Below are 25,584 nucleotides of genomic sequence, written 5' to 3' on the forward strand. Positions count from 1 at the left end.
TCTTGTTGAACTTTTGCAGTTGCCAGACCGCAAGATGTTTTAACAAATCAAAAGGGGTTTTAATAACTGGCTTAAAGCTGAAAGCTTTCCGGAACCCCCAGCCTAGCTGGGGGTTTTCCATAGACAATAAAAAGGCGCAGATACGATCTGCGCCATTGTTTAAAAAGGAAAGATTACTTCAGGCTGCCAACCAGCGCTTTGCGGCTATCTTCTAAGGTCACTACGCGGCTACAGACATCTTTGCCAAACTGCTGGAAATCTTTCTCCTGATTTTTCCATTCGTTCTGGATAGCGGTTTGCAAACCACCGAGGCTGCCCATCACGCCCTGTAAAGGATTGCCGCCGCCTTTAAGCACCGCTTTGGCGCCCATTTCGTTAATGCTGTCCTGCAAAATACCGCCCATCGCCTGATTCACCAACTGCTGACCGTCGGCACGCACCTGGTCGATAGCCTTATAGTGGAACGTCAGGCCGTCCGTACGATGTTCGATAATGCGGTTCATTTGCGCTTTTAATTGCGCATCAAGCTTCGTCAGACGGCTACGCATGTTGCTGCTTTCGCCCACCTCTTTAGCGATGATTTTATCCAGCGCCACGCGGCCTTTTTCGACGCGCGATCGGGCGCCCTCATCAATCCACGGCAGCGCGCTTCGCAGCTCCGCCTGGTAATCTTTCGCTTGCTCGCGCTGCGCGGCGCTAAGGGTGTACTGCTTACCGTTGTACATCACATTGCCGTCCGGCGTGATCACCAGGTTGCCGTTTTCACCTTTCACCTGCACCGTTTGTGGACTCAGGATCACATCGTCACGCGGCGTGACGCTGCATTTGTAATCTGCATGAGCGGCCATCGCCGTAAACGTTAGCACTGCCGCCAGCAGCGTTTTGCGCATCATAACTTTCCCTCAAGACAAAGCGGGCCGGCATTTGCCGACCCTGTACTCATTAGTCCCACCAAACGTCGAAAAGTTCGCTGGTTCGGACTTCTTCAAGGTTGCGCGCTTCCAGCCACTTACGCACAATCGCCTGATGTTCTTCGGTACATTTACCGATTTCCTGCATACAAATCAGCCCTTCCCAGGCCAGGTAGCCGCTGCCGTCAAACGCCAGTTTATTAGGCTCAATAACGTCATTAATAAAGTCATCGACAGTCTTATCGACCTGCTCTTCAGATGTACCTTCCGGAAAACGCCATGCCACCGAAAATCCTAATTCCTGGAATTCGTCAATGTGCATTTTTTTACGCAGACGACGACTACGGTTCTTTGCCATTATTTCACCCTCTCGAACATTAAGTCCCATACGCCATGACCAAGACGATGGCCACGTTGTTCAAATTTCGTTACCGGGCGCGATTCCGGGCGCGGTACATAATCATTGCTCTCTGACAGATTTTTGTACCCGTCGATAGAAGACATGACTTCAAGCATGTGTTCCGCATACGCTTCCCAGTCGGTCGCCATATGGAAAACGCCGCCCAATTTCAGCTTGCTCAATACCAGTTCAGCAAACGGCACCTGAACGATACGGCGTTTATTATGACGCGCTTTATGCCACGGGTCAGGGAAAAAGAGCTGAACCATCGATAAAGAATTGTCAGGAATCATTTTATGCAACACTTCTACCGCGTCGTGGCACATGACACGCAGGTTTTCAACGCCCTCTTCATGAGCGGACGCCAGACACGCGCCGACACCGGGTGAATGCACTTCAATGCCGAGGAAATTCTGCTCCGGGCGCGCTTTCGCCATCGCCACGAGAGACGCCCCCATGCCAAAACCAATCTCCAGCGTCACCGGCGCTTCGCGACCAAACAACGTGGCGAAATCTACCGGCGCTTCGCTGAACTCGACGCCCATCACCGGCCAGTAGTTTTCCAGCGCGTGCTCTTGCCCCTTTGTCAGTCGCCCCTGGCGACGAACAAAACTACGAATACGGCGCAGCGGGCGACCGTTTTCATCAAATTCCGGTGAAATGACGTCGTTTTTCATAAAAGTGTAGTCTGCTGTGTTTGAGTTCTGAAAACGGGCATTATCCAAAGTTAGTTGCCGGATGCAAGCATGAAGCGCACTGCGGAAAGTTCCGGTTTACACCCTGCGGCCTCTGTGCTGCAATCTTGCCCCCGGCAATAATGAATGAGTTTCCATGCAAGCGTCTCAATTTTCAGCCCAGGTTCTGGACTGGTACGACAAATACGGGCGGAAAACGCTGCCCTGGCAAATTAACAAGACGCCTTACAAAGTATGGCTCTCGGAAGTCATGTTGCAACAAACGCAGGTGACGACGGTGATTCCTTACTTTGAGCGATTTATGGCGCGCTTTCCCACAGTGACGGATTTAGCGAATGCGCCGCTGGATGAAGTGCTCCATTTATGGACCGGGCTCGGCTATTACGCCCGCGCGCGTAATTTGCATAAAGCGGCGCAACAGGTGGCGACGCTTCACGGTGGAGAATTCCCGCAAACTTTTGCCGAAATCGCCGCGCTACCCGGCGTCGGGCGCTCAACCGCCGGCGCGATTCTCTCCCTCGCGTTAGGTAAACATTATCCGATTCTTGATGGAAACGTTAAACGTGTGCTGGCTCGCTGTTATGCTGTTAGCGGCTGGCCTGGAAAAAAAGAGGTGGAGAATACGCTGTGGACGTTGAGCGAGCAAGTGACGCCCGCACGCGGCGTGGAGCGTTTTAATCAGGCGATGATGGATCTGGGCGCGATGGTTTGTACGCGTTCAAAGCCAAAGTGCACCCTGTGTCCGCTGCAAAACGGTTGTATCGCCGCTGCGCATGAAAGCTGGTCACGCTATCCGGGCAAGAAACCGAAACAGACGTTGCCGGAGCGGACGGGTTACTTTTTATTGTTACAGCATAATCAGGAGATTTTCCTGGCGCAGCGCCCTCCCAACGGTTTATGGGGCGGACTCTACTGCTTCCCGCAGTTCGCCAGCGAAGATGAATTACGTGAATGGCTGGCGCAACGGCATGTTAACGCTGATAATTTGACCCAGCTTAACGCGTTTCGCCACACATTTAGCCATTTCCACCTGGATATTGTGCCTATGTGGCTTCCCGTGTCGTCACTGGGCGTCTGCATGGATGAAGGCAGCGCGCTCTGGTATAACTTAGCGCAACCGCCGTCAGTCGGACTGGCGGCCCCCGTGGAGCGCTTGTTACAGCAGTTACGTACCGGAGCGCCAGTTTAACGCTCCGGTCGATGAAGAGGATGACTTATGAGCAGAACGATTTTTTGTACTTACCTGCAACGCGACGCTGAAGGGCAAGATTTTCAGCTCTACCCTGGCGAACTAGGAAAACGTATCTATAACGAGATCTCTAAGGACGCGTGGGCGCAGTGGCAGCATAAGCAGACCATGTTGATTAACGAGAAAAAGCTCAACATGATGAACGCCGAGCACCGTAAACTGCTGGAACAGGAGATGGTGAGCTTCCTGTTCGAAGGCAAAGACGTTCATATTGAAGGTTATACGCCGGAAGATAAAAAATAGGCCCGTTGCTGAATGAGGCTGCGCTTATTCGGCCTGTGAGTTATGCCGGATAAGCCCTTAGCGCCGCTGCCCGGCAACATGGCATAACGACAACACAACATGCACTCCCGGAATGATGAAAAAATTACTCGCGCTTGCTGTTATTGCGCCGTTGCTCATCTCCTGCTCCAGTTCGACCAAAAAAGGCGAGACGTATAATGAAGCCTGGGTCAAGGATACCAACGGCTTTGATATTTTGATGGGGCAATTTGCCAACAATATTGAAAATCTGTGGGGATATAAGGAAGTCCTGATCGCCGGGCCGAAAGACTACGTCAAATATACCGATCAGTTCCAGACCCGTAGCCACATCAACTTTGATGATGGGACCATTACCGTTGAAACCATCGCCGGGACGGAACCTACCGCACATCTGCGCCGGGCCATTATTAAAACGTTGCTCATGGGTGACGACCCAACCTCCGTCGATCTTTACTCCGATGTCGATGACATAAAAATTTCTAAAGAACCCTTCCTGTATGGTCAGGTCCTCGACAATACCGGCCAGCCTATTCGCTGGGAAGGCCGTGCCACGACATTCGCGGATTACTTGCTGAAAACGCGGCTCAAAAGCCGCAGTAACGGCCTGCGTATTATTTACAGCGTCACCATTAATCTGGTGCCGAACCACCTTGATAAACGCGCGCATAAATACATTGGCATGGTACGCCAGGCCTCCCGTAAATACGGCGTTGACGAGTCGCTGATTCTGGCGATTATGCAAACGGAGTCCTCGTTTAACCCGTATGCGGTCAGCCATGCGGATGCGCTGGGCCTGATGCAGGTGGTGCAACACAGCGCCGGGAAAGATGTTTTCCGTTCTCAGGGTAAGTCCGGCACGCCAAGCCGTAACTTCCTGTTCGACCCCGCCAGCAATATCGATACCGGCACAGCGTATCTGGCGATGTTGAATAATGTCTATCTGAGCGGTATTGAGAATCCGACGTCGCGGCGCTATGCGGTCATTACCGCCTACAATGGCGGCGCAGGCAGCGTATTACGCGTATTCTCGAACGATAAAATTCAGGCCGCGAATATGATTAACCGCATGTCACCGGGGGATGTGTACCAGATATTAACCACCCGACATCCATCTGCGGAGTCGCGCCGCTATCTGTATAAGGTGAATTCCGCCCAGCGATCGTATCGCCGCCGATAAACCATCGCATCCCGCCTCTGGCCAGCAAATGACAGAGGCGGGAAAGGCAAAAGTGTTAACTCTGTCACCCTTTTGCTTTGCAATCAGAAATTGTTTGCAAATATTTGTCACAGGTAACAAAAAAAGCCCGCCTCTCATTGATAGAATCACACCAAATCACAACGGCAAATGTGCCTTTTAAAACATTCATCCGCTCTCAGGTGTGAGGAAATTAACATGAATCTTAAGCTGCAGCTTAAAATACTCTCTTTTCTGCAGTTCTGTCTGTGGGGAAGCTGGCTCACTACCCTGGGCTCGTATATGTTCGTCACCTTAAAATTTGACGGCGCATCTATTGGCGCAGTTTATAGTTCATTGGGGATTGCCGCCGTCTTTATGCCGACCTTGCTAGGCATTGTGGCTGACAAATGGCTGAGCGCGAAATGGGTCTATGCCCTGTGTCATGTTGTCGGCGCCATCACGCTATTCATGGCCGCGGAAGTCACTACGCCTGGGGCGATGTTCTTTGTGATCCTGCTTAACTCGTTGGCTTATATGCCGACGTTGGGCTTGATCAATACCATATCGTATTACCGCCTGCAGTCTGCCGGCATGGATATTGTGACTGACTTTCCGCCTATCCGTATCTGGGGCACCATTGGCTTTATTCTGGCGATGTGGGGCGTGAGTTTCTCCGGTTTCGAGCTGAGCCATATGCAGCTTTATATCGGCGCGACGCTTTCCGTTCTGCTGGTGCTGTTTACTTTTACCCTGCCGCACATTCCGGTGGCGAACCAACAGAAAAACCAGAGCTGGACATCAATGCTGGGCCTTGACGCTTTTGCGCTGTTTAAAAATAAGCGGATGGCGATTTTCTTTTCATCTTCTCCATGATGCTGGGCGCGGAACTGCAGATCACTAACATGTTTGGCAACACCTTCCTGCATAGCTTTGATAAAGATCCGCTATTCGCCAGTAGCTTTATCGTGCAGCACGCCTCGGTGATGATGTCGATTTCGCAGATTTCTGAAACGTTATTCATCCTGACCATTCCGTTCTTCCTGAGCCGTTATGGTATCAAGAACGTTATGCTTATCAGTATTGTGGCGTGGATGCTGCGTTTCGGCCTGTTCGCTTATGGCGACCCGACGCCGTTCGGTACCGTTCTGCTGGTACTGTCGATGATTGTGTACGGCTGCGCCTTCGACTTCTTCAACATTTCTGGCTCGGTGTTTGTCGAAAAAGAAGTACGCCCGGAAATCCGCGCCAGCGCGCAGGGGATGTTCCTGATGATGACCAATGGCTTCGGCTGTATCCTGGGCGGCATTGTGAGCGGTAAAGTGGTGGAGTATTACACTCAAAACGGCATTACCGACTGGCAGACCGTGTGGCTCATCTTCGCAGGCTACTCGCTGGTGCTGGCCTTCGCGTTCGTAGCCTTGTTCAAATACAAACACGTTCGCGTTCCGGCAAGTTCGCAACCCGTTGCACATTAATCCTTGCCCTGTTTCGCAGGCCGGATAAGGTGTAAATGCCTTATCCGGCCTGCAGGCAACGTTACTTTAAAACATATCCGTACAAGCGTTGAATTCCATCGGCATCGGTCTCGCTATATACCCCCTGCAATTCCGGCGAAAAACCAGGCAACAGATTGATGCCCTCTTCCAGCGCCAAAAAATAACGCTGCGCCGCGCCGCCCCAAATCTCCCCCGGCACCACGCACAGTACGCCCGGCGGGTATGGCAATGCCCCCTCGGCAGCAATACGCCCGCCCGCCTCGCTGATACGCACCAGCTCTACATCGCCGCGAATAAAGGCGCTGTTGGCATCCTGTGGGTTCATCGCCACATGCGGCAGGCTTTCTTTGCGGAACATCGCTTTTTGCAGATCCTTAACGTCAAAGCTAACGTACAGATTGTGCATCTCCTGACATAGCTCACGCAGGGTGTAATCGCGGTAGCGCACCGGGTATTTCTGAAAAACCGTCGGCAATACATCCGCAAGCGGCGTATCGTCTTCAATGTGCCGTTCAAATTGCGCCAGCATCGCGACCAGCCGCGCCAGTTTCTCTTCGCTCTCGGCGGGTGTCAGCAAGAACAGAATCGAGTTGAGATCGCACTTCTCAGGCACAATACCGTTCTCACGCAGATAGTGGGCGAGAATGGTCGCCGGGATGCCGAATTCGGTGTACCGCCCACTATCGGCATCAATACCTGGCGTGGTCAGTAACAGTTTACAGGGGTCGACAAAATACTGGTCATCCGCATAACCCTCAAAGCCATGCCATTTCGCCCCGGGCTCAAAACTGAAGAAACGACGATTGCTGGCAATGGTCTCCGTCGGATGTGCCTGCCACGGCTTGCCGTCAACCACCAGTGGGATAAAGGGCTGAAGCAGTTTGCAACGGGCGAGAATGGCTTTACGCGCGTCAATGCCCAGCGCAACGCACTCCGCCCACAGGCGGCGACCGCTCTCCCCTTCGTGGATTTTGGCATTGACATCCAGCGCCGCAAACAGCGGGTAGAACGGACTGGTTGAAGCATGCAACATGAAGGCGTTGTTCAGGCGTTTGTGCGGGCAAAAACGCGCCTGGCCGCGAATATGGTTATCTTTTTTGTGGATCTGCGAGGTTTGTGAGAACCCCGCCTGTTGCTTATGTACCGATTGGGTCACAAAGATCCCAGGGTCGTTTTCATTAAGCTCCAGCCGCAACGGCGAGGTATCCGCCATCATATTGATAAACTGCTCATAGCCTACCCACGCGGAGTCAAACAGAATGTAATCGCAGAGATGCCCGATTTTATCCACCACCTGACGGGCGTTGTAAATAGTGCCGTCATAGGTACCCAGCTGAATGATCGCCAGGCGGAACGGACGCAGCGCATCGGCGCTTTCCGGCATCACGTCACGAATCTGGTCGCGCAGGTACGTTTCATCAAAACAGTGCGCATCAATGCCACCGATAAAACCAAACGGGTTACGCGCCGCTTCAAGATAGACCGGCGTCGCCCCGGCCTGAATCAGGGCGCCGTGGTGGTTGGATTTGTGATTATTACGATCAAACAGCACCAGATCGCCGCGCGTCAGCAGGGCGTTGGTGACCACTTTATTCGCCGCCGAAGTCCCATTCAGCACAAAGTAGGTTTTATCCGCATTAAACACTTTTGCCGCAAATTTCTGCGCGTGTTTGGCAGAACCTTCATGTATTAGCAGATCGCCAAGTTTCACATCGGCGTTACACATATCCGCACGAAACAGGTTTTCACCAAAAAAGTCATAAAAATGGCGGCCTGCGGGATGTTTTCTAAAAAACTCGCCATGCTGGTGCCCCGGGCAAGCAAAGGTACTATTCCCCATGTCGACATACTGGGTCAGGGTGCCATAAAAGGGCGGCAGAAGTTCCGCTTCGTAGCGACAGGCAGCGTTTTCCAGCTCCAGCCATTCCTGCGCGTTCCCGCCGATTACCGCCGTAACGCCGACAGGCGCGCTGACGGGTTCATCCGCAAGCATAAATACCGGCAGGTGAAAACCGGTGCGTTTAAGCAACGCCAGAATACCGCTACGGCTGTCGGCAGGGGTAATGACGACTGCGGCCACATCGGTAAAGTCGGTACTGTCCAGCGCCACTACGTTTCGGTGGGTGGAGAGACGGGGGATGAGTTCACCGCTGGCGGCAATATTCATTGATTTCATAAGCGCAAATACCCGTTTCGGGAGTAGAGTAACCCCGGACAAGGCCGATGCCTTGCCCAACGAGATGCCGGGTCAAACTGGATACCAGCTCCGACCGCCAGACATCAGTAAAAACAGACTGTTTCTGATTTTACTGTTGTCCTGCAGTGAGCGTGCGCTGCCCTCACCGCATAGCGGGGATGACAAAAAAAGGAAAGAAAGGGGCAAACCTCGCGCAGTCAGGCGACAGTGAAGACAATATAAAGGCGCTATGTTCATCCCGGCGAGCCCCATGCTGGCAGGAGAAATTTCGCGCAATCATGGCACCTTTCACCAGACGGCGCAAGGTAAAATCAGCGCTCTATACGTCACAGATAATCAAGCTATTAACAGCTTAATCGCGTGATAATAAGGCAATTTGAAAGACAAATAACAGGAGTCATTGTGGTAATTGGACCTTTTATTAACGCTGGCGCAATTTTATTCGGCGGCGTTATTGGCGCGCTGTTAAGTCAGCGTCTGCCAGAACGGATTCGCGTCTCAATGACGTCTATTTTTGGTCTGTGCTCTCTGGGAATTGGTATTCTGCTGGTGATGAAGTGCGCTAATCTTCCGGTGATGGTGCTGGCGACGCTGGTCGGCGCGCTCATCGGCGAGTTTTGTTTGCTGGAAAAAGGCATTAATGGCGCAGTCGCGAAAATCCAACAATTATTTATGGCATCGGGTAAGAAACCGACACACGACTCATTTATTCAAAGTTACGTCGCTATCATTGTACTTTTTTGCGCCAGCGGCACCGGTATTTTCGGCGCGATGCATGAAGGGATGACCGGCGATCCAAACATTTTGATCGCTAAATCTTTTCTGGATTTTTTCACTGCCATAATTTTCGCCTGTTCGCTTGGCATCGCCGTTTCGGCGATTTGCGCACCGATGTTGATTATCCAGTTAACGCTTGCCGCCTGCGCCACCCTCATTCTTCCACTGACTACGCCGGCAATGATGGGCGACTTTAGCGCCGTGGGCGGACTGCTGCTGGTGGCGACCGGCTTGCGTGTATGTGGAATCAAAATGTTTCCGGTAGTGAATATGCTCCCGGCGCTGTTGCTGGCGATGCCGATCTCCGCCGCATGGGCGATGTTTTTTGCCTGACTCTGCGTGCAATAACAACAAAGTGGTGATAGATTGTGCAGTCTACGTTGATTTGAAGAAATTTCGTTGACGAAGCGAGGCGATTACGGTTTAATGCGCCTCGTTGCCCGGATAGCTCAGTCGGTAGAGCAGGGGATTGAAAATCCCCGTGTCCTTGGTTCGATTCCGAGTCCGGGCACCACCTTTCCTTTTTTATGCTTTCTTATGAATACCTCGATGTCTTCAAGTCAATAAGTTTGAACATAGACTCTTTCCAGAAATTATTGCCATATGATCTCCATTAGACCAATATAAACGGATGCGTGATCATAATAAAGGCAGTAATAGTAAGTTTTAACATTAAACATACTGCGAAATTTCAATTAAGTTTCCATCAGGGTCCCTGATGTAGATAGACATTATCTCGCCTGTGGCTCCAGTTCTCTCAACCGGGCCTTCAACAATGGGAATGCCTGCCTGTAAGATCTCAGACACAACATCATTTATCGGTGTCGATGTAATAAAACATAAATCGGCAGATCCCGGCGTTGGTCTACTCGCTTTTGGTTCGAACTCCATTTCTTGCTGATGGAGGTTAATTTTTTGCGCTCCAAATATTAACGCTTTTCTGTTTTGTTTAAATGTTACCGCAGAAAAACCAAGTACCTCTTCGTAGAATCTTATTGTGGTTGATATATCAGATACCGTTAATACAAGGTGATCAATTCTGTCAATTATCATTTGAATAGACTCATGATGTTTATATTTTGGGGATGCTACATTAAAAAATAGCATTAACCTACTTTTAAATCAGATGCATTTTTTTTGCATCTACTCTAAGTTGCTGCCGAAAATTGGGATGTGCCAATTCAATGATGCTGAGCGCACGCTCGGTTGAAGAGAGCCCCTTCAGGTTCACGGAGCCAAATTCAGTGACTATCCAGTGCGTATCCGTTCGTGGGGTTGTTACAGGCCCCTCAAGGCGGGGAACAATACGAGAAATCGTATCATTCGCGGCCGTTGAGCGGGTCGTAATAATGGAACGACCTCCTTTAGATGCATATGCGCCTCTGACAAAATCCAATTGCCCTCCTGAAGCGCTGTACTGGTGTCCAAGCAAATGTTCAGAGTTACAGGCACCAGTGAGATCGATTTGTAAGGTAGCGTTAATGGAGACAACATTCTCATTTTGCGCAATGATCCCCGGATCGTTAACATAATCGACAGGCCGACTAAAAAAAGAGGGGTTGTCGTTGAGATAGTCATACATATCCTTTTGTCCCATAGCAAAAGTAAATACAGACATTCCCCGGTCGATATTTTTACGCTGGTTGGTAACGACGCCTTGTTGAATCAAACTTACCAACCCCGGATTCAGCGCCTCTGTATGGACCCCCAGATCATTATGTTCCTTGAGCGCATTACAGATGAGCTCCGGTAATGCGCCGACCCCCATCTGGAGACAAGCGCCATCTGGAACAAGAGAGGCGATAATCTGACTGATAGCAATATCTTCGGCTACGGCAGTACGCATTGGTAGTTCAATTAAAGGGACATGGTTTTCAACAATGGCGTCAATTTCTGAAATATGGATTGCAGCACCTTCTCCATGAACGCGCGGCATATATTTGTTAACTTCGACAATAAGCTTTTTAGCTGTCCTCGCAATCCGGGTGGAATAATCGTTTCCAGTTCCAAAATTAAAATAGCCATACTTATCCATAGGGGACACGGTGTGAATAAAGGTATCAATACCAATATCATCAGCCAGTAATCGCGTCGCCTGATGAAAATTTGAAGGTACATAGTTAACTATTTTTCGCCCGGAACTCTCAATCCCCTGACGTATTAAAGCCCGTTCAATACCGGTAATAAACATACTGTAGAGATGAATATAGTCACTTAGCTCATAACGGAAAATAGTGTTCCCGGCAATGCTGGCTGTTTCATAACAGTAAACCCGCAGATCGTTGATTTCTCCCCTTTTCGCTCGCTTTGCCAGCGCATTCAGCAAAGCTGGAGGCTCTGCTGCAAACATTCCCATAGAGAGGTGACTGCCGGAGGTAATTAAAGTAACCGCCTCGTCAGGCGTCACGCATTTTTCGGCATACACTGCATTAACATTCATCATGACTCTAAACCTCAGGGCGATTTCTCAATAAGCGGCGTCTTCTTCAGGCGAACATCCACAGCAATAAACTAACATTGTTCGTTCGAAGCGCATGACCTCTACACCATTCTGGTTAATACCACATGTCCGAACGGTAACGATGCCTTGTCCCGGGCGACTATTTGACAGGCGTTTGCTGAGTACAGTGCTTTCAGCATAAAGTGTATCCCCTGCGAAAACCGGATGGACGGCTTGTACCTTATCCCAGCCAAGATTGGCCACGACCTTGGCGCTGACAGTACGCACGCTCATACCGGTTAAAAGCGCCAGAGTGAACGTTGAATCAACCAGTAACTTTTTCCATTCCGTTTTGCTGGCGTAAGCCGCATCGAAATGGACCGGCTGCACATTGAGAGTGAGCAGGGTAAACCACACATTATCGGCGTCCAGAACCGTCCGGCCGGGACGATGTTCAAAAACATCACCGGGATGAAAATCCTCCCAGTAAAGACCCGAAATTTCTCGGTAGCGCCCCTCGCTAATGGTTTTATAAGCGGGTAATAACGTGTTCATAATCAATTCCTCTGTTAATAAAATCAGGAAAAGATCCCTGCCCGGGCGAGTAATCTCCGGGCCTGACGGGCAACGGCTGCATCTATCATCATGCCGCTAACGATCCCGACGCCTTTGGCATTCTCTGTCAGTACTGCACGAGCATGATTAATTTCTGCCGTTGTAGGAGTAAATGCGGCGTTGATTACACTAATCTGAGCGGGGTGAATAGCCGATTTTGCAGAAAAACCAAAACTGAGCGCCTGCAGCGTTTCCTCTTTCAGACCTGAAAAATCGCCTATATCAAAGAAGGGAGCATCTATTGCAAGAAGCCCTTTCATAGCGCAGGCAGCCACTATTCTGGCCCGCGCCAGCGCAAGAGGCTCCCAGGCGGGTGTGGCGCCAATGTCAGCCGCCATATCTGCGGCGCCAAACATCAACCCGCAGAGTCTGGGGGTGGCGTCCGCAATAGACTCTACGGCATTAAGCCCAACAACTGACTCAATAATGCCAATAAGGCGAGTATCAGAACCAGCCATCATGATAAGACTATCCACGATTTGCAGGTGCGCGGCTGACTCTGTTTTTGGAAGAATAATGTAATCAGGAAAAAAACGGCATTCCAGTAACATATGCAGGTCTTCAATGCCAGCATGAGTATTCATTCCATTAATTCTTAATGCTATTTTCAGCGATGAGTTTGGTCGGGATGAAAGGAACTGCATCGCAATTTTCCGGGCCTGCGCCTTGTCATTCGGGGTGACGGAGTCTTCAAGATCGATAATAGAAATGTCCGCCGCACTTTCAACTGCTTTTATGAAACGTTCTGGTCGAATTGCTGGGGTAAAAAGCCAGCTACGTGTCGGTGTATGAGAAATATCGGGCATATAGCACCTCCTGTTAACCTCACTATGCGCTCGCTGGTTTCATTCTTCCAATATATGATGGTGCCATTCTTAATTGCTTTTGGAGATGAGGATGGAACTGCGCCATATTCGCTATTTTCTCGCCGTCGCTGAAGAGCGGCATTTCACGCGGGCTGCGACAAAATTAGGCATAGGTCAGCCGCCGCTAAGCCAACAGATTAAGGATCTGGAAAGAGAGCTGGGAGCGCAGCTATTCCGGAGAGTGCCTCATGGCGCGGAATTAACCGAGGCTGGAAAAGCATTTTATGATGTTGTTAAAGGGATGCCTGCTACCGCGACAAGAGCCGTGCTGGCGGCGCAGCGTGTCGCCAGGGGGGAGTCGGGCGTGTTAAGGGTGGGTTTTACTGCCTCTGCGGCATTTAACAGTGTGGTGCCCGGCGCAATCCGTACTTTCAAGCGGGCTTATCCTGACGTTCGTTTGCAGCTTGAGGAAGGAAATACAACCCAACTGGCTGATGAATTGAATGAAGGATCGCTGGATGTTGCCTTTCTGAGACCCGGTTTTACAGGCAATGAACGGTTCCAGCTCAGGTTACTGTCTGAAGAGCCAATGGTTATTGTGCTGGCAGAAACGCATCCTGCTGCGGCGTGTAAACAGATTGCACTCTCGATTCTCAAAGATGAGTTTTTTTTACTCTTCCCACGTGAAATCGGCCTGTCGCTTTATGACGCAGTGATCAAGGCCTGCGGTAAAGCGGGCTTTGAACCGAAAATTGGTCAACTCGTGCCGCAAATTTCGTCAGTCATTAACCTTGTGTCGGCAGAGATGGGCGTGTCGATGGTTCCAGATTCAATGAGACAGGTTAATGTCAAGGGAGTAGTATACCGCCCCGTTGCAGACCAGATGCCCGTCGCAAAGCTGGCTCTGGCATACCGGCGCGGCGATACATCGCCAACGCTGAGAAACTTCATCCTGAAAGTCACTGGCTGAATGCGGTTATGTGAGCGTTGAATAATCATTTGAAACGTAACCAATAATTATTGGTCCGATTTTGTGTCTAAAGGAATCGCTAACGGAGCAGGAACTGGCTGCAATGTCTGTGGATCGACAGCCAGATAACGCCCGGTTTTACTGTCGATACCCACATAATCGATAAGCTTGCCTTTGGCATAAAGCACCATTGTCTGTTTTGCAAATGCCTCATATGCACTGCTCAGTATTTTCACTTTATCCACATAATCTGCTGCGAGATTATGCGTTTCCAGGGGGTCACGTTGCAGGTTGAATAATTCCCATGGAGCATTACCCGCCTGTGGGAATACTGTGACAAGACGACGCAATTTCCATTCCCCATCTATCCAGGCCGCCTGATTATGGAGTTCAACACCATATTGTGTGCGAGGCGCGTGCAGACTTTCACCGGTCAGATAGCGTTTAAAACTCACGCCGATCATTGGCAGTGTCGGTCTTTCAGATAATGATTTACTGGCATCAATACCTGCAAATTCATAGAGCGTGGGCGCAACATCATACGCCGCCATCGTGGCGTTATCTATGGCGCCATGATGGATGATACCAGGACCGGAAATCATAAAACTGGTATTAATTCCCCCCTGACCGCTGGTCGTTTTGTGATAGCGACCATAAGGCGCATTGCTGACATCAGCCCAGTGGGGGCCATAAGAGATAAATGAATTTTTACGACCAATATTTTCGTAACGATTATCGAATTGCTTCCAAAAATCCGGTTCAGATTCATAGTGAAAGCCCTCCGCCGGATTCACACCATTATCACTTAAGAAGACCAGAATCGTGTTTTTATCGCGCCCGGTCTTTTTTAACGTCTCAATAACGGTGCCGATCTGTGCATCCATATTGGCGATCATAGCAGCGTAAACCTGCATCACCTTCGCCGTATATTTCTGCTGTTCCGGGGTCATCGCCTGCCATTCTTTATCAAGTTCCAGTCCTGGCAGAGGTATGTCATCACGCAGGAAACCCAGTTTCTTCAAACGAGCAATACGCTGACGATAGACGTCTGCATAGCCCTGTTCATACTGACTTTTAAAACGACTAATCCATTCATCCGGCGCCTGCAGAGGATCATGTGGCGCAGTAAAGGCCAACCACACGAAGATAGGTTGTTCCCGTGGCGTCTCGCTGATCCAGCGATTAATCTGGCTGGCATAGGCTTCGCTGGAGTAAAAACTGGAGGGCAGTGAAATGCGCTGATTGTCACGGGTATAATAGGTATGAAATATCTCCACGGTTCCCAGCGGCACGGCATCATCAAAGTGACTGGCGCCTCCCCCCATCAAGGCGAAAGAATGACGAAAGCCCCGATCTTTTGGCGTCGAGCCTGGCGTAAAACCAAGATGCCATTTACCCGCCATCAGCGTATTGTAACCAGCATCTTTAAAGCGTTCAGCCATGGTCGTCACCCGATCAGTCAGGCGCAATTCATAGCCTTCCTTACCTATGGTATTTTCATACCACCACATACCGCCTATACCCGCTTGCTGACTGGTGTTCCCGGTTAATAGCATCGCACGGGCGGGAGCAGACATGGGAGACGTGTAATATTGACTCATCCGCACGCCGTTCTCAGCCATCGCCTGCAAATTAGGCGTTGGGATTTCCCCACCGAAGGGAGTGATATCAGAATATCCCATATCATCAGCGATAATCACGATAATATCAGGACGTTCGTTTTGCGTACTGTGTGCCGTACCGGAGAAGATAATGCTGAGTGTGGCAAGTGTTACTTGTTTTTTCACGGCTTATTCTCCATTTCAGACTACGGATGTTGTACAAGAGCGGCAGGCAAATGCGGCAAGAGGGACCATCAGCCCGAAAATCTGCCCATAACGTCAGCACGCCAGGCCTTCAGTCCATTCAGATTCCGGGGCCAGGCGCGTAGCGGAGCCAGAATCTCCGTGAAAAAAGAGTAATAGCCGCTACAAAGTCGGTTGTAGCCGGCACTGTTGATATGTGCGGGGCAGCCTCCCTGGCAGACTATTTTCACAGAACACCGTTGACACTCCCGGCGCTGGCTTTTCTTAATACCAAAGGGAAGCCGGGTTGCGGAATCTACGGCTGGCGCTAACGTATTATTAGAAAGCTGTCCCAGGTAATGCTGGCTATTAATCAGATGATCGCAGGCATAGAGTTTGCCGTCCGGCTCCATGACCAGATTCGTGCCGCAGCGGGCGGAATGGACACAGGTGGCGCTGATATGCGTAAAATATTGTGCCCATGCCTGTTCAATGTTGATCACAAAAACCCGTCCCATATCACCGCGTTTGCGCCATTGACGCCAGATATCAATCATGAAACGTCCCCAGTTATCCGCACTCAATTGGTAACGTTGCTGTAGGGCGTTGCCTTCGTCCATCAGTGGCTGAAATTGCAGATAACGAGCGCCAAGGCTAACAACATGATCGTAGATGGCTGCCGCATGGCGAGCCATGTCATCATGCACGACAATCAGTACATTAAAATCGACTCGATAGTGTTGTAACAATGTGATTCCCCGCAACACCGCCGGATAGCTGGCCTCGCCGCGTTTGCCCGGACGATGATGATTTTGCAAGTCTTCACTGCCCTCAAGACTGATGCCAATAGTAAAATTATTGTCGCGAAACAGACGGCACCAGGCATCGTTTAACAACGTCGCATTCGTTTGCAGACTATTACTGATCGTCACGCCGTCAGGCGCATATCGTTGTTGAAGCGCTATTACCTTTTTATAAAAACCGATTCCGGCTAAAAGCGGTTCACCGCCTTGCCAGACAAAATTAATTTCACGCGCACTGGCAGGTTGCGCCGCAATATAGCGACAAATAAAAACCTCCAGCGTTGATTCATTCATTTTTTCTACGGGCGTTTCGCCCTGTGGGTAATAACAATAGCGGCAGGCCAGATTACATGCAGGGCCTATGGGTTTTGCCAGAATATGAAAGGGTATCTGCGCGCGATATTCCGTCATTACGGGGATTTGTTGTTGCCGTAATGTGTTGAGATTCAACATTATTCTGTCCTGTAGTTATCATTTCTGATGCGGAGACATGACTCACATTTCGCAATAGCGTTCGTCTGGCGCTGCGGGCAGAATGCCGAGAGCAGGCTGTATCTATTGATACGCCGGTTTTCTGCATAGCGCATGACGCTATTGAAACGTTATTTAGCAAATCCTGTCTGAGCCAGAAATTAAGTCTCTGTTAACCTGCGCTATTACAGAAAATCATAGAACAGTCGTCTCAAAAGAATATCGTCCTGAAGGACGAGAACTCACGGCATTTTCAGGAGATGAGTCAACCGCGACAGAAAAAAATCATATTAATAATTTTAAATTATTTTTTAGAAAACCAGACAGGATTTAAATTAAAATCATTTATTTTCAATATATTATAAAAAATACCGCAACATACGTCACATTATTAACATGTGAATGATTGTGTTAACCGAATGTAAATTGTATGTTTCAACATACCACTATTTTACTGCGCCCCGACGCGCTCATCCGGATGGAAGGAGATAACATGTCAGCCTTATCAACTACTGGCCATAATGACGGGATCACTCTCCATTGCTTACAGAGCATTGCGCAACTCATTCCTCTGTCGTCGGCGGTTTTTTATCGTGTTAATGCTTATTTAAAGCCAGAAGCCTATGTTTTACATAACATTTCTAATAGCACACACCAACAATATCTGGAGCATTTTCAACCATTAGACCCGCTATCGCCTTCCCGGTTCGGCCAACAGGTTATTACAGTAGCGACGATGACGCCCGGCATCTGTGCTCGTCATCGCCATTATTATCATGAATTTATGCTACCTAATCATGTGTGCGACATGATTGAGATCTTTATTCGTCGGGGCCATCGTATTATCGCGGGCATTTCATTAATGCGCGATATACCTTTTTCCAGCGAAGAGCGTTTGCGAGCCCAGGCAGTACAACCATTACTGGGACTGGCAATTCATGATTCTCTTCAGGAAGACAACGATCTGGCGTCAATATTGACCGCCAAAGAGCGTGAAATTGTGGGAATGGTCTGCGAAGGGGCCAGCAACAAATTGATTGCCCGTCAGTTGAATATTTCTCTCTCAACAGTGAAAACGCATTTACGTAATATTTTTGCTAAAACAGAAGTGATAAATCGCACGGAACTGGTTTCCCGAACCAGAATGTCCTCGGTACAACATTCACTGAATATGTGAAAGCGTTCTTTTTAACCCGCGTCAATTGCGGGTCTTTTCCCCATGTATCATATATGCCTGAATTAATACCACTCTCTGATCTGATGCCTCAATAAAATGTCATATTATCTGGCGTCGGTATCCTGTTGCAGCCATTGATTCATGGCCTGATTGATCATATTTATCACACTAAGCAGAAGAACACGCTGGTGCCGCTCAAGCCGCAGATAACGGCGCAGCGGCGGCATTTTACAAACCACTTCGCTAGCAGCCCATAGCTCAATGCTGCAATACCATTCCTTATGATGTAAAACCAGCGTAAACCGACGATAATCCAGTTCACTCAGTGCCTGTTGTAAATTGGGGAAACAATTAAGATAGTTAATCAGCCCGGCGGTACTTTTGCTGCCAGTAAAAATGACGGGATAACGTTTCAGCCATCCGGGCTGATGAACGCGAATTTTGCCCTGCAAAGGATAATTGATTGTGCCTTTCACCCTGAATTCACAACTGTGAATACTGGCCATGAATAACCGTTTTTGCTGAACATGGCAGATAACCTGGGTAAATGCATTCAGATGCAGCACGGCGCTATGTTCGGTCAATTTTTCACAACGCCAGCCGCTCAAATCACGTAACACCATATTCATTAATGCGTTCTTAAACCAGGGGACGGAGGACATCTGGCGTCATCTCTTCATTGTTTCGCTTTTCATAATTGCCCATAGCCCGTTCCACGACCTCTTCTACCGGAAGCGGGAGGAAAGGATTAACCCGTTGCACACATAATGTCCAGAATAAGGCATAGGCGGCAGTCAATCCAAGCATAATACCGAATGGTATAAGTACATCCCGACTGTTCATTCCTGGAGGCGCGATATTAATAATGGCGATAATAATACCCACGCTCGAAATAATCTGAGGTAAGGGAAACCAGGGGGCCCGGTAAGCGCGGGGCAAATCGGGGCGCCGAATACGTAAGATAACGACCGATAACGTTACCAGCAGATAAGCTACTCCCCAGGCGCAGACCGCAGCGAGGATCAGCGGAACAATGTGGTCGATATCACCGTTCAGATACCAGGCATGTAAACAGGGAATCGCAACACCGAATGCGATGGCGATGACCGGTGTTTTAAAGCGGGGGTGCAACCAGGTCAGAAACCGCGGCAAAGCGCCGTCCAGCGCCATGCCGTATATAATACGCGGTACTGCCGCCATTAGCGTATTAATCGTCGCACATCCCGCTAACAACAACCCCACGCCCAGCCAGTATTGCCCGACATGTCCCATGACACGATTGGCAAAGGCGGGAATAGCCATCGGCGTATCCAGTAAAAAGATATGGTTTGCCGCATCGACCACCACATTATTTACCTGCCGGTTAATCGCAGCGCCATAGAGGAACATACAACCTGCCACCGCTAAAAGGCCAAGCGCCATCGCTCTGGGAATCGTACGATGCGCTTTTTTAATTTCCGGCGCCATTGGCGTGACCAGTTCACAACCGACGAACATAAACATCGCCATGCCTATATAACCAAACAGACCAGAAAGATTACTGACATCAAGCGGTGCGCCAAACCACCCGGAATGATGAGTGACCGGGGATAACAGGATCCCGCATAAACCGAAGATGGTCAGGGTAGTCCACATACCGAAAGTAAGAAATACCTCCACCTTGCCAAATACTTCAACACCAATGGCATTCAGTATCCCGAAAACCACTACCATGCCGACACCAACCATCCAGGTATTGTGCTGCATGGCCACGTGTTCGCTAACAGACTCAAAGTTCACCAGCGCCATGACGCCAGCGAGAATCGTTTCTGCCGTGCCGGCAAAAATGTGTACGATCAGGTAAGCGCAAAGCGCACCGGTGATAGCGAAAAAACGCCCCATTCCGCAGGAGATATAGTCGTAGACGGAGCCAGTCGTGGGAATAAGCGTTGCCGCTTCGGCAAAGGTGGTAATCTGCGCTTGCATCATAATAAATGCCAGTAATACCGCAAGGGCAAAGGTATCTCCCCCTGAGCCAAAACCACTGGTCACGGTCAGGATCACCGGGCTTGCCATAATCAGCCCGACGGAGCTGGCAAGCGTCGTGGGGAAACCAATAACGCCACGTTCAAGATGGCTGGCAAGTCTGTTTTTAAACATGGTCAACCTCTTCACTATTATTACAACAATAAATTACCGCTCCGGAATAACGCTTATTTATGGCAGGCACCGTATCTAACAGGTATCGTCCTGAAGAGGGATAACGGTAAATAACGTTGTGACGCCGTCCCCGCATGCGCTAATAGCAAGTGGGGAGCGCGTTATTCTCCCCAGTGATGCCAACGCTACTGACGAACAATTAAAGGATTCAACCCTGTTTATGGCTTTCAACGTTTGCCAGATAATGTTTTACAAAACGGGGCGTTAAAACTTTCCATGCCACTTCGGTTCCCTGTTCAACAAACCAACTATCGCCCGGTGAAAAACGTATCGGTTCCTGACCCGCGACAGTTAGTTCCACTTCCCCTTCCAGCACGGTTGCGTGCTCGGTAAAGGGATAAATCATCGTGAAACCGCCGCGGGTCGATGAAAACAGTCCACAGGTAAATACGTCCTCAGGTTTACCGTAAATCATCGCAACGGCGACCTGGGGATCGCCTTCTGTTGGCAACGCCCCCAACAGGCTGACACTCCCGATTGGCTGTAATTCAGGAACAGGTTGATTGAGTTTAAAAGCGTGCATTAATGTTCTCCTGGTTAATTCCGGCCTTTCCAGAAACCGGCTGTTTGATGTATCAGTTTTCCCGCACTGACCAGCAATAGACGTAGACTGTCGCGACCATAAATTGTCGCGTGGGGAATGCTACTCATCAGACGATACCGCTCGGAACCGCCATTTATTCCTTCGGCCAGGATTTTGCATACAATATGGGAAGGCGTGACGCCAAATCCGGAATAACCCTGAACATAAAAAACATTATTGTGTTCACGAAGCGTGCCAATCTGCGGAAACAGATTCGCGCTACAGGCCATCGGTCCGCCCCAGGCAAAATCGATTTTAACGTCTTTCAAATAAGGGAAGACCTCCGTCAACAGAGTGCGGTTCCAGGCAGCAAAATCGTGCGGGGTATATTCAAGAAACCTTGTGGCGCTGCCAAACAGCAGACGGTTTTCTTTTGTGAGACGGTAGTAATTTATCACCGGGCGGATATCGCTAAAAGCCCCGCGCAAGGGACTGATCCGCTCAACAAGCTCGCTGGAGAGAGGTTCTGTAGAGACCTGATAAGAATAAGTAACCAGCGTTTTCTTATAAATTTCTGGTTCCAGATTATTGAGAAAACTATCACAGGCCCACAGCAATTTGGCTGCTTTTACGCTGCCCATCGCAGTACGTACCCGCACAGTTTTACCGTAACTGACCTCAACCACAGGTGAATATTCGAATATCTTCACCCCCAGCGAATTCGCAGCCTGAGCGGAGCCCAGCAATAAATTCAGCGAGTGGACATGCCCTCCCCCCATATGCTTGAGAACACCGCAGTAGACGTCGGAACCGATAACCTGCTGCACGTCTTTACCGGTATAGAGTTCAATATCGTCTTCCGGCGTAGCGGCTTTGAATTCTTTTTCCCATTGTTGCAGCGTTTTTAACTGCCGCTGGTTGTAGGCCAGATAACCATATCCGGGGACAAAATCAGCATCAATATGGTATTTACGAATTCGCTCCCGAATAATGCCTGCGCCGAGGTTCGAGATTTTAAACAGCGTCTCCATTCCCGCTGCGCCTACATATTTTTTAACGGCTTCGATGTCGTGACCTATACCGGCCATCACCTGACCGCCGTTTCGCCCGGTGCCGCCATACCCAAGATGGCGGGCTTCCAGAACGACAACATTAGTGATCCCCTGCTCCGCCAGTTCCAGCGCGGTATTGATGCCTGAAAAGCCACCGCCAATGATCACCACATCGGCATCAATATCCTCTTGCAGAGCAGGAAAATGCAACGGGTATTTTTTCGTCGCGCCGTAGTAATTCAACGCATCGATTTTTGTATTCATCGCGTTACCTTGTCATCACGCTTGACTAAGACCGCTATCACAGCACGGTAACGTTTTACAAAATATCGTCCGGAAGAATGACGTTCTTTGGAACGATATTCAGTTCCAGGCAAGTATGTTGAGATGGAAAAACGTACATTCCTGACCTACAGGCACTTCTGATGAGCGACGTGACATTACTTGCCGAAGTAACGACTTTTTTACGCCAACGACACGGACAATTTATTGCAGGTGAACGTCAGGCCGGAAACGGCACGAACTTCTCGGTCACTAACCCAGCCACCGGCAAAATCATCGCCGACGTTGTGTCGGCAACCCCTGCGCAGGCAGAAGAGGCCATGCAGAGCGCCAGACGGGCGTTTGATGTCTGGCGTAAAATGCCAACGTTACAACGCGGCGCATTACTGCTGAAACTGGCTGATACTCTTGCCGCTCATCGTGAAGAGTTAGCTCAACTGGAAAGCGTCTGTTCAGGTAAAACGATTATGCTGTCGCGCGGTCTTGAACTCGATCAGTCAGTGGCCTTCCTGCGTTACTTTGCCGGTTGGGCAGGAAAAATAACCGGTGAAACGCTGAATGTCTCCCTGCCATCAATGGGAGAAGAGAGATACACCGCGTTTACCCAACGCCAACCCATTGGGGTGGTCGTCGGTATTGTGCCGTGGAATTTCTCAATTATGATTGCTATCTGGAAGCTGGCCGCAGCGCTGGTATGTGGCTGCACCATCGTCATTAAACCAAGTGAATATACCCCGCTGACACTGCTGCGAGTCGCTGAACTGGCTAAAGAGGCTGGTTTCCCTGATGGCGTAATTAACGTGGTAAACGGTGCTGGCGGTGAGATAGCGCAACAGCTGATCGCGCATCCAGATTGCGCCAAAGTGAGTTTCACCGGGTCAGTCGCGACAGGTGAGAAAGTCCGGCGTTCGGCAACGTCGTCAGGAAAACGCGTTACCCTCGAACTGGGAGGGAAAAATGCGGCGCTGTTTCTCAATGATCTCACGGCACAAGCCATGGTCAACGGTATTCTTGAAGCCGGTTATCTGAATCAAGGACAGATTTGTGCTGCCGCAGAGCGTTTTTATCTGCCCCAGGAAAAACTGGATACGGTCATGACGCTCCTCAGACAACGGTTATCGGAGATCGTGCCCGGCTCGCCTTTAGATGAAAAAACGGTGATGGGCCCGCTGGCGAATCAGGTTCAGCTTGAAAAAGTGCTGCGTCTGATTCAACGTGCACGGGAAGAAGGGGATACCATTGTTTATGGCGGTGAAACTTTACCCGGCGGAGGGTTCTTTTTACAGCCGACAGCGGTAAAAGTGCGTAGTAAAAACAGTACGCTGATGCACGAGGAGACCTTTGGCCCTGTCTGTAGCTTTATCGGTTATCAGAATGAAAAAGAGGCGCTTTCGCATATCAACGCTTCGCCATTCGGCCTTGCTGCAAGTGTGTGGTCGGAAAATATGTCTAAGGCATTACGCTACGCTGAAGATATTGATGCTGGCATGGTGTGGGTCAATATGCATACCTTCCTCGATCCCGCGGTACCCTTTGGAGGGATGAAAGGATCGGGTAGTGGTCGTGAATTTGGCAGCGCGTTTATTGATGACTATACCGAACTTAAATCTGTCATGGTCCGTTATTAACCATCCTGAAAATGATGCAGGCAGATCAACCATACCGAAAGGTGGACTGTCTGCCTGATTATCAGGTTCGCTCGCTGCGTTTTTTTGCTTTTGGGATAATGTTAAACGCCAGGCCCGGCGTTCCTTCCTGCATTACTAGCGCCATCTACCATTAGAGTAGGCTATCTCCAGCCTTAACGGTTCAGACTCATCCTGTAACATCGCTTCCAAAGACAACGCCAGCGTCTGATGATGGGCATCTTTTACACTGACTTTCAGCATGTTGATGCTCGGTTCATAACGTAAAATAGCAGCGCGAAGCTCACGGCAAAACCAGTTGAGAACCCGTTTGTCGCCCACATTCACCTCGTGCCATTCCGGCATACCCCGAGTGAGCAGCGGCGGTAATGTCTCGCCACCTGGCACGGCGCAAGAGTTGAATAAACACATTAACTTGCGTCGTACCAATTCATGTGGGCTTATCCCCTCAACCAAGAGCCTGTCGAATAGCGCGACCGGAATGGTTGGCGTCATCATCATTTCCCTATCTGGTCCATCGCCAGATCCCATACTGACGTTCTGGACTCCTGCTGAGCGCCGTCTGATTTCTCGGCAGTGATTTGCCATTCGATTTTCGTGAAGTTCAGCGACATCGTTTCCACCGGCTTACCGCCGGCGCCGCCGCTAACACTGAGTTGTGATATCAGCACGTTTGTCAGGGTATAAACGATAAGCGACCGCATTTTGCCGTCGTCATTGCGGCACAACGTCAGCACCGCGGTTCTAATTAGCCTCCCGCTACAGCAGTACTCATTGAGCACAGGCGTGGCGAGGTCGACAAATTTGGTGAGCGACATTTCACCAACATGCGCGCGCCCGGAAGTCCGCTCAGTGAGGCTAACATCGTTATTTACCTGCATTGCCACATTGTGGCTATAAGACATGATCTCTATCTGATCTTCAAAGCCTTCAACCTGGCTTTCGCCTTTGATATTGTCGAGCTTTAAAAAAATCGCATCCATGATTTATCTCCTTGTTGATCAGGTGGCAGTTCAGCAGCCAGACGAATACCGGCGGCCAGCGCTTGTGACTCTTATTAAAAGCGCAACGACCAAAAAAAACAGCGTGAAAAGCGCCAGGTTTGCAGGGATTTTGCCGACGTTTACCCACGTCTGATGAACGTTATTCCGCTGGTTGCAAAGCAATAGAGGGTTTTGGCCCGCTGTGGCCAAATACAATTGAGGTTATACTGAACGCTCTCTGCCATATTCAATCCCTTTTATCGCAAAGTATCCCTGGTGCCGGTATCACAGCGTCGTTATTCAAAAATTGACATTTCAGAATAATAATCAGCTATATATAAAAAACACATCAAAAAGCAAATATCAACTTAATTTTTACTTATTTAATAAAAAAACCCAAATTGATTTACATCAATTAACACACACAAAAACATTAAAAATCAAAGCGTTAAATAAAAATTAATCACTATGGAAATTTTATTTTTCTTAATACTCACATTATAAATGTTATTTGCTTATTATCCTGTGAACACTAAAAAATGATTTAAATCAAAAAAAAACTATTCTCGTTGATTAACGTTTTGACCGAAATAAAAAAGATTTTATACGTCCCGGGATAGTCTCCCTTTCTGATGGACAATATGCATTAACGAGCGGGCAAACAGGT

The 25,584-nt window shown here is 49.5% G+C and carries 23 protein-coding genes, 1 tRNA gene and 1 pseudogene; 9 read left to right on the top strand and 16 right to left on the bottom strand.

Annotated features, from left to right (window positions below):
• Positions 1-173 precede the first annotated feature (173 nt).
• From J4728_RS11295 to trmB, 3 genes are read right to left on the bottom strand one after another with little or no spacing between them, the layout of a single operon-like run.
• Positions 174-893: a DUF2884 domain-containing protein gene (locus J4728_RS11295; RefSeq protein WP_000984827.1), complete on the bottom strand. Its 720-nt coding sequence runs from the start codon at positions 891-893 to the stop codon at positions 174-176.
• A 49-nt stretch (positions 894-942) separates the two neighbouring features.
• Entirely contained in the window at positions 943-1,269 is a 327-nt protein-coding gene (locus J4728_RS11300) for a YggL family protein (protein ID WP_001107574.1), read from the bottom strand.
• Complete coding sequence (gene trmB / locus J4728_RS11305; RefSeq protein ID WP_000786890.1) at positions 1,269-1,988, bottom strand: tRNA (guanosine(46)-N7)-methyltransferase TrmB; 720 nt, start codon at positions 1,986-1,988, stop codon at positions 1,269-1,271. The genes J4728_RS11300 and trmB overlap by 1 nt, the downstream gene beginning before the upstream one ends.
• A 154-nt stretch (positions 1,989-2,142) precedes the next feature.
• Between trmB and mutY the strand changes: the two genes are divergently transcribed.
• The 4 genes and pseudogenes from mutY to J4728_RS11325 all read left to right on the top strand — a co-directional run bounded on the left by mutY (position 2,143) and on the right by J4728_RS11325 (position 6,171).
• Positions 2,143-3,195: an A/G-specific adenine glycosylase gene (mutY, locus tag J4728_RS11310; protein WP_208211761.1), complete on the top strand. Its 1,053-nt coding sequence runs from the start codon at positions 2,143-2,145 to the stop codon at positions 3,193-3,195.
• A gap of 27 nt (positions 3,196-3,222) precedes the next feature.
• Positions 3,223-3,498, top strand: coding sequence for an oxidative damage protection protein (locus J4728_RS11315; protein WP_000091706.1), 276 nt, complete (start codon positions 3,223-3,225; stop codon positions 3,496-3,498).
• Positions 3,499-3,610: 112 nt separating this feature from the next.
• Positions 3,611-4,696, top strand: coding sequence for a membrane-bound lytic murein transglycosylase MltC (gene mltC, locus J4728_RS11320; RefSeq protein ID WP_000976289.1), 1,086 nt, complete (start codon positions 3,611-3,613; stop codon positions 4,694-4,696).
• Positions 4,697-4,912: 216 nt separating this feature from the next.
• Positions 4,913-6,171: pseudogene (locus tag J4728_RS11325) on the top strand (nucleoside permease).
• Between the two features lie 61 nt (positions 6,172-6,232).
• Here the strand turns inward: J4728_RS11325 and J4728_RS11330 are convergent.
• Entirely contained in the window at positions 6,233-8,368 is a 2,136-nt protein-coding gene (locus J4728_RS11330; RefSeq protein ID WP_208211763.1) for an ornithine decarboxylase, read from the bottom strand.
• A 423-nt stretch (positions 8,369-8,791) separates the two neighbouring features.
• On the opposite strand from J4728_RS11330, the gene J4728_RS11335 reads away from it, so the two are divergent.
• Positions 8,792-9,499, top strand: a complete 708-nt coding sequence (locus J4728_RS11335) for a DUF554 domain-containing protein (protein ID WP_000234466.1) — start codon at positions 8,792-8,794, stop codon at positions 9,497-9,499.
• Between the two features lie 105 nt (positions 9,500-9,604).
• Positions 9,605-9,680: transfer RNA gene (locus tag J4728_RS11340), tRNA-Phe, on the top strand.
• 158 nt (positions 9,681-9,838) lie between these two features.
• On the opposite strand, the gene J4728_RS11345 is transcribed toward J4728_RS11340, so the two are convergent.
• From J4728_RS11345 to ripC, 4 genes are all read right to left on the bottom strand, one after another.
• Positions 9,839-10,219, bottom strand: a complete 381-nt coding sequence (locus tag J4728_RS11345; protein WP_000582672.1) for a VOC family protein — start codon at positions 10,217-10,219, stop codon at positions 9,839-9,841.
• Positions 10,220-10,283: 64 nt separating this feature from the next.
• Entirely contained in the window at positions 10,284-11,609 is a 1,326-nt protein-coding gene (gene ripA, locus J4728_RS11350; RefSeq protein WP_208211765.1) for an itaconate CoA-transferase RipA/Ict, read from the bottom strand.
• A 24-nt stretch (positions 11,610-11,633) separates the two neighbouring features.
• Entirely contained in the window at positions 11,634-12,161 is a 528-nt protein-coding gene (ripB, locus tag J4728_RS11355) for a (R)-specific enoyl-CoA hydratase RipB/Ich (protein WP_001094307.1), read from the bottom strand.
• A 23-nt stretch (positions 12,162-12,184) separates the two neighbouring features.
• Positions 12,185-13,027 carry an itaconate degradation C-C-lyase RipC gene (gene ripC / locus J4728_RS11360; protein ID WP_001112897.1) on the bottom strand — a complete coding sequence of 281 codons (843 nt, stop codon included), beginning with the start codon at positions 13,025-13,027 and terminating at the stop codon, positions 12,185-12,187.
• 91 nt (positions 13,028-13,118) lie between these two features.
• Here ripC and ripR point away from each other — a divergent pair, with 91 nt between their 5' ends.
• Entirely contained in the window at positions 13,119-13,997 is an 879-nt protein-coding gene (gene ripR, locus J4728_RS11365; RefSeq protein ID WP_000423170.1) for an itaconate degradation transcriptional regulator RipR, read from the top strand.
• A gap of 47 nt (positions 13,998-14,044) precedes the next feature.
• Here ripR and J4728_RS11370 read toward each other — a convergent pair whose 3' ends face one another.
• Positions 14,045-15,784 carry an arylsulfatase gene (locus J4728_RS11370; protein WP_208211767.1) on the bottom strand — a complete coding sequence of 580 codons (1,740 nt, stop codon included), beginning with the start codon at positions 15,782-15,784 and terminating at the stop codon, positions 14,045-14,047.
• Between the two features lie 68 nt (positions 15,785-15,852).
• Positions 15,853-17,037 (bottom strand): anaerobic sulfatase maturase, encoded by a 1,185-nt coding sequence (locus J4728_RS11375; protein WP_000933437.1) that lies wholly within the window; start codon positions 17,035-17,037, stop codon positions 15,853-15,855.
• Between the two features lie 511 nt (positions 17,038-17,548).
• Here J4728_RS11375 and J4728_RS11380 point away from each other — a divergent pair.
• Positions 17,549-18,232: a helix-turn-helix transcriptional regulator gene (locus J4728_RS11380; RefSeq protein ID WP_001275354.1), complete on the top strand. Its 684-nt coding sequence runs from the start codon at positions 17,549-17,551 to the stop codon at positions 18,230-18,232.
• Positions 18,233-18,336: 104 nt separating this feature from the next.
• Here J4728_RS11380 and J4728_RS11385 read toward each other — a convergent pair whose 3' ends face one another.
• The 4 genes from J4728_RS11385 to J4728_RS11400 all read right to left on the bottom strand — a co-directional run bounded on the left by J4728_RS11385 (position 18,337) and on the right by J4728_RS11400 (position 22,270).
• Positions 18,337-18,894 carry a DUF3156 family protein gene (locus J4728_RS11385; RefSeq protein WP_000100101.1) on the bottom strand — a complete coding sequence of 186 codons (558 nt, stop codon included), beginning with the start codon at positions 18,892-18,894 and terminating at the stop codon, positions 18,337-18,339.
• The gene (locus tag J4728_RS11390) at positions 18,872-20,371 is read right to left on the bottom strand and encodes an APC family permease (protein ID WP_000475953.1); all 1,500 of its coding nucleotides are present in this window, start codon (positions 20,369-20,371) and stop codon (positions 18,872-18,874) included. Before J4728_RS11390 ends, J4728_RS11385 begins: the two co-directional genes overlap by 23 nt.
• A gap of 208 nt (positions 20,372-20,579) precedes the next feature.
• Positions 20,580-20,954: a cupin domain-containing protein gene (locus J4728_RS11395; RefSeq protein ID WP_000542980.1), complete on the bottom strand. Its 375-nt coding sequence runs from the start codon at positions 20,952-20,954 to the stop codon at positions 20,580-20,582.
• A 14-nt stretch (positions 20,955-20,968) separates the two neighbouring features.
• Entirely contained in the window at positions 20,969-22,270 is a 1,302-nt protein-coding gene (locus tag J4728_RS11400; protein ID WP_001092825.1) for an NAD(P)/FAD-dependent oxidoreductase, read from the bottom strand.
• Positions 22,271-22,431: 161 nt separating this feature from the next.
• Here J4728_RS11400 and J4728_RS11405 point away from each other — a divergent pair, with 161 nt between their 5' ends.
• Positions 22,432-23,916, top strand: a complete 1,485-nt coding sequence (locus J4728_RS11405; protein ID WP_001286390.1) for an NAD-dependent phenylacetaldehyde dehydrogenase — start codon at positions 22,432-22,434, stop codon at positions 23,914-23,916.
• 135 nt (positions 23,917-24,051) lie between these two features.
• Here the strand turns inward: J4728_RS11405 and iraD are convergent, their stop codons facing one another.
• Together iraD and J4728_RS11415 are read right to left on the bottom strand one after the other, a co-directional pair.
• Positions 24,052-24,432 carry an anti-adapter protein IraD gene (gene iraD, locus J4728_RS11410; RefSeq protein WP_000988938.1) on the bottom strand — a complete coding sequence of 127 codons (381 nt, stop codon included), beginning with the start codon at positions 24,430-24,432 and terminating at the stop codon, positions 24,052-24,054.
• Entirely contained in the window at positions 24,432-24,917 is a 486-nt protein-coding gene (locus tag J4728_RS11415) for an Hcp family type VI secretion system effector (protein WP_000338753.1), read from the bottom strand. Before J4728_RS11415 ends, iraD begins: the two co-directional genes overlap by 1 nt.
• Between the last annotated feature and the right edge of the window lie 667 nt (positions 24,918-25,584).

The sequence above is a fragment of the Salmonella sp. 32070601201500089SM genome (genome assembly GCF_017573605.1).
GTDB lineage: Bacteria > Pseudomonadota > Gammaproteobacteria > Enterobacterales > Enterobacteriaceae > Salmonella > Salmonella enterica.

Excerpts from the sequence above, each read along its gene's own strand:
- J4728_RS11295 (WP_000984827.1), bottom strand. The coding sequence starts at position 893 with ATGATGCGCAAAACGCTGCTGGCGGCAGTGCTAACGTTTACGGCGATG.
- J4728_RS11300 (WP_001107574.1), bottom strand. The coding sequence starts at position 1,269 with ATGGCAAAGAACCGTAGTCGTCGTCTGCGTAAAAAAATGCACATTGAC.
- trmB (WP_000786890.1), bottom strand. The coding sequence starts at position 1,988 with ATGAAAAACGACGTCATTTCACCGGAATTTGATGAAAACGGTCGCCCG.
- mutY (WP_208211761.1), top strand. The coding sequence starts at position 2,143 with ATGCAAGCGTCTCAATTTTCAGCCCAGGTTCTGGACTGGTACGACAAA.
- J4728_RS11315 (WP_000091706.1), top strand. The coding sequence starts at position 3,223 with ATGAGCAGAACGATTTTTTGTACTTACCTGCAACGCGACGCTGAAGGG.
- mltC (WP_000976289.1), top strand. The coding sequence starts at position 3,611 with ATGATGAAAAAATTACTCGCGCTTGCTGTTATTGCGCCGTTGCTCATC.
- J4728_RS11330 (WP_208211763.1), bottom strand. The coding sequence starts at position 8,368 with ATGAAATCAATGAATATTGCCGCCAGCGGTGAACTCATCCCCCGTCTC.
- J4728_RS11345 (WP_000582672.1), bottom strand. The coding sequence starts at position 10,219 with ATGATAATTGACAGAATTGATCACCTTGTATTAACGGTATCTGATATA.
- ripA (WP_208211765.1), bottom strand. The coding sequence starts at position 11,609 with ATGATGAATGTTAATGCAGTGTATGCCGAAAAATGCGTGACGCCTGAC.
- ripB (WP_001094307.1), bottom strand. The coding sequence starts at position 12,161 with ATGAACACGTTATTACCCGCTTATAAAACCATTAGCGAGGGGCGCTAC.
- ripC (WP_001112897.1), bottom strand. The coding sequence starts at position 13,027 with ATGCCCGATATTTCTCATACACCGACACGTAGCTGGCTTTTTACCCCA.
- ripR (WP_000423170.1), top strand. The coding sequence starts at position 13,119 with ATGGAACTGCGCCATATTCGCTATTTTCTCGCCGTCGCTGAAGAGCGG.
- J4728_RS11375 (WP_000933437.1), bottom strand. The coding sequence starts at position 17,037 with ATGTTGAATCTCAACACATTACGGCAACAACAAATCCCCGTAATGACG.
- J4728_RS11380 (WP_001275354.1), top strand. The coding sequence starts at position 17,549 with ATGTCAGCCTTATCAACTACTGGCCATAATGACGGGATCACTCTCCAT.
- J4728_RS11385 (WP_000100101.1), bottom strand. The coding sequence starts at position 18,894 with ATGTCCTCCGTCCCCTGGTTTAAGAACGCATTAATGAATATGGTGTTA.
- J4728_RS11390 (WP_000475953.1), bottom strand. The coding sequence starts at position 20,371 with ATGTTTAAAAACAGACTTGCCAGCCATCTTGAACGTGGCGTTATTGGT.
- J4728_RS11395 (WP_000542980.1), bottom strand. The coding sequence starts at position 20,954 with ATGCACGCTTTTAAACTCAATCAACCTGTTCCTGAATTACAGCCAATC.
- J4728_RS11400 (WP_001092825.1), bottom strand. The coding sequence starts at position 22,270 with ATGAATACAAAAATCGATGCGTTGAATTACTACGGCGCGACGAAAAAA.
- J4728_RS11405 (WP_001286390.1), top strand. The coding sequence starts at position 22,432 with ATGAGCGACGTGACATTACTTGCCGAAGTAACGACTTTTTTACGCCAA.
- iraD (WP_000988938.1), bottom strand. The coding sequence starts at position 24,432 with ATGATGACGCCAACCATTCCGGTCGCGCTATTCGACAGGCTCTTGGTT.
- J4728_RS11415 (WP_000338753.1), bottom strand. The coding sequence starts at position 24,917 with ATGGATGCGATTTTTTTAAAGCTCGACAATATCAAAGGCGAAAGCCAG.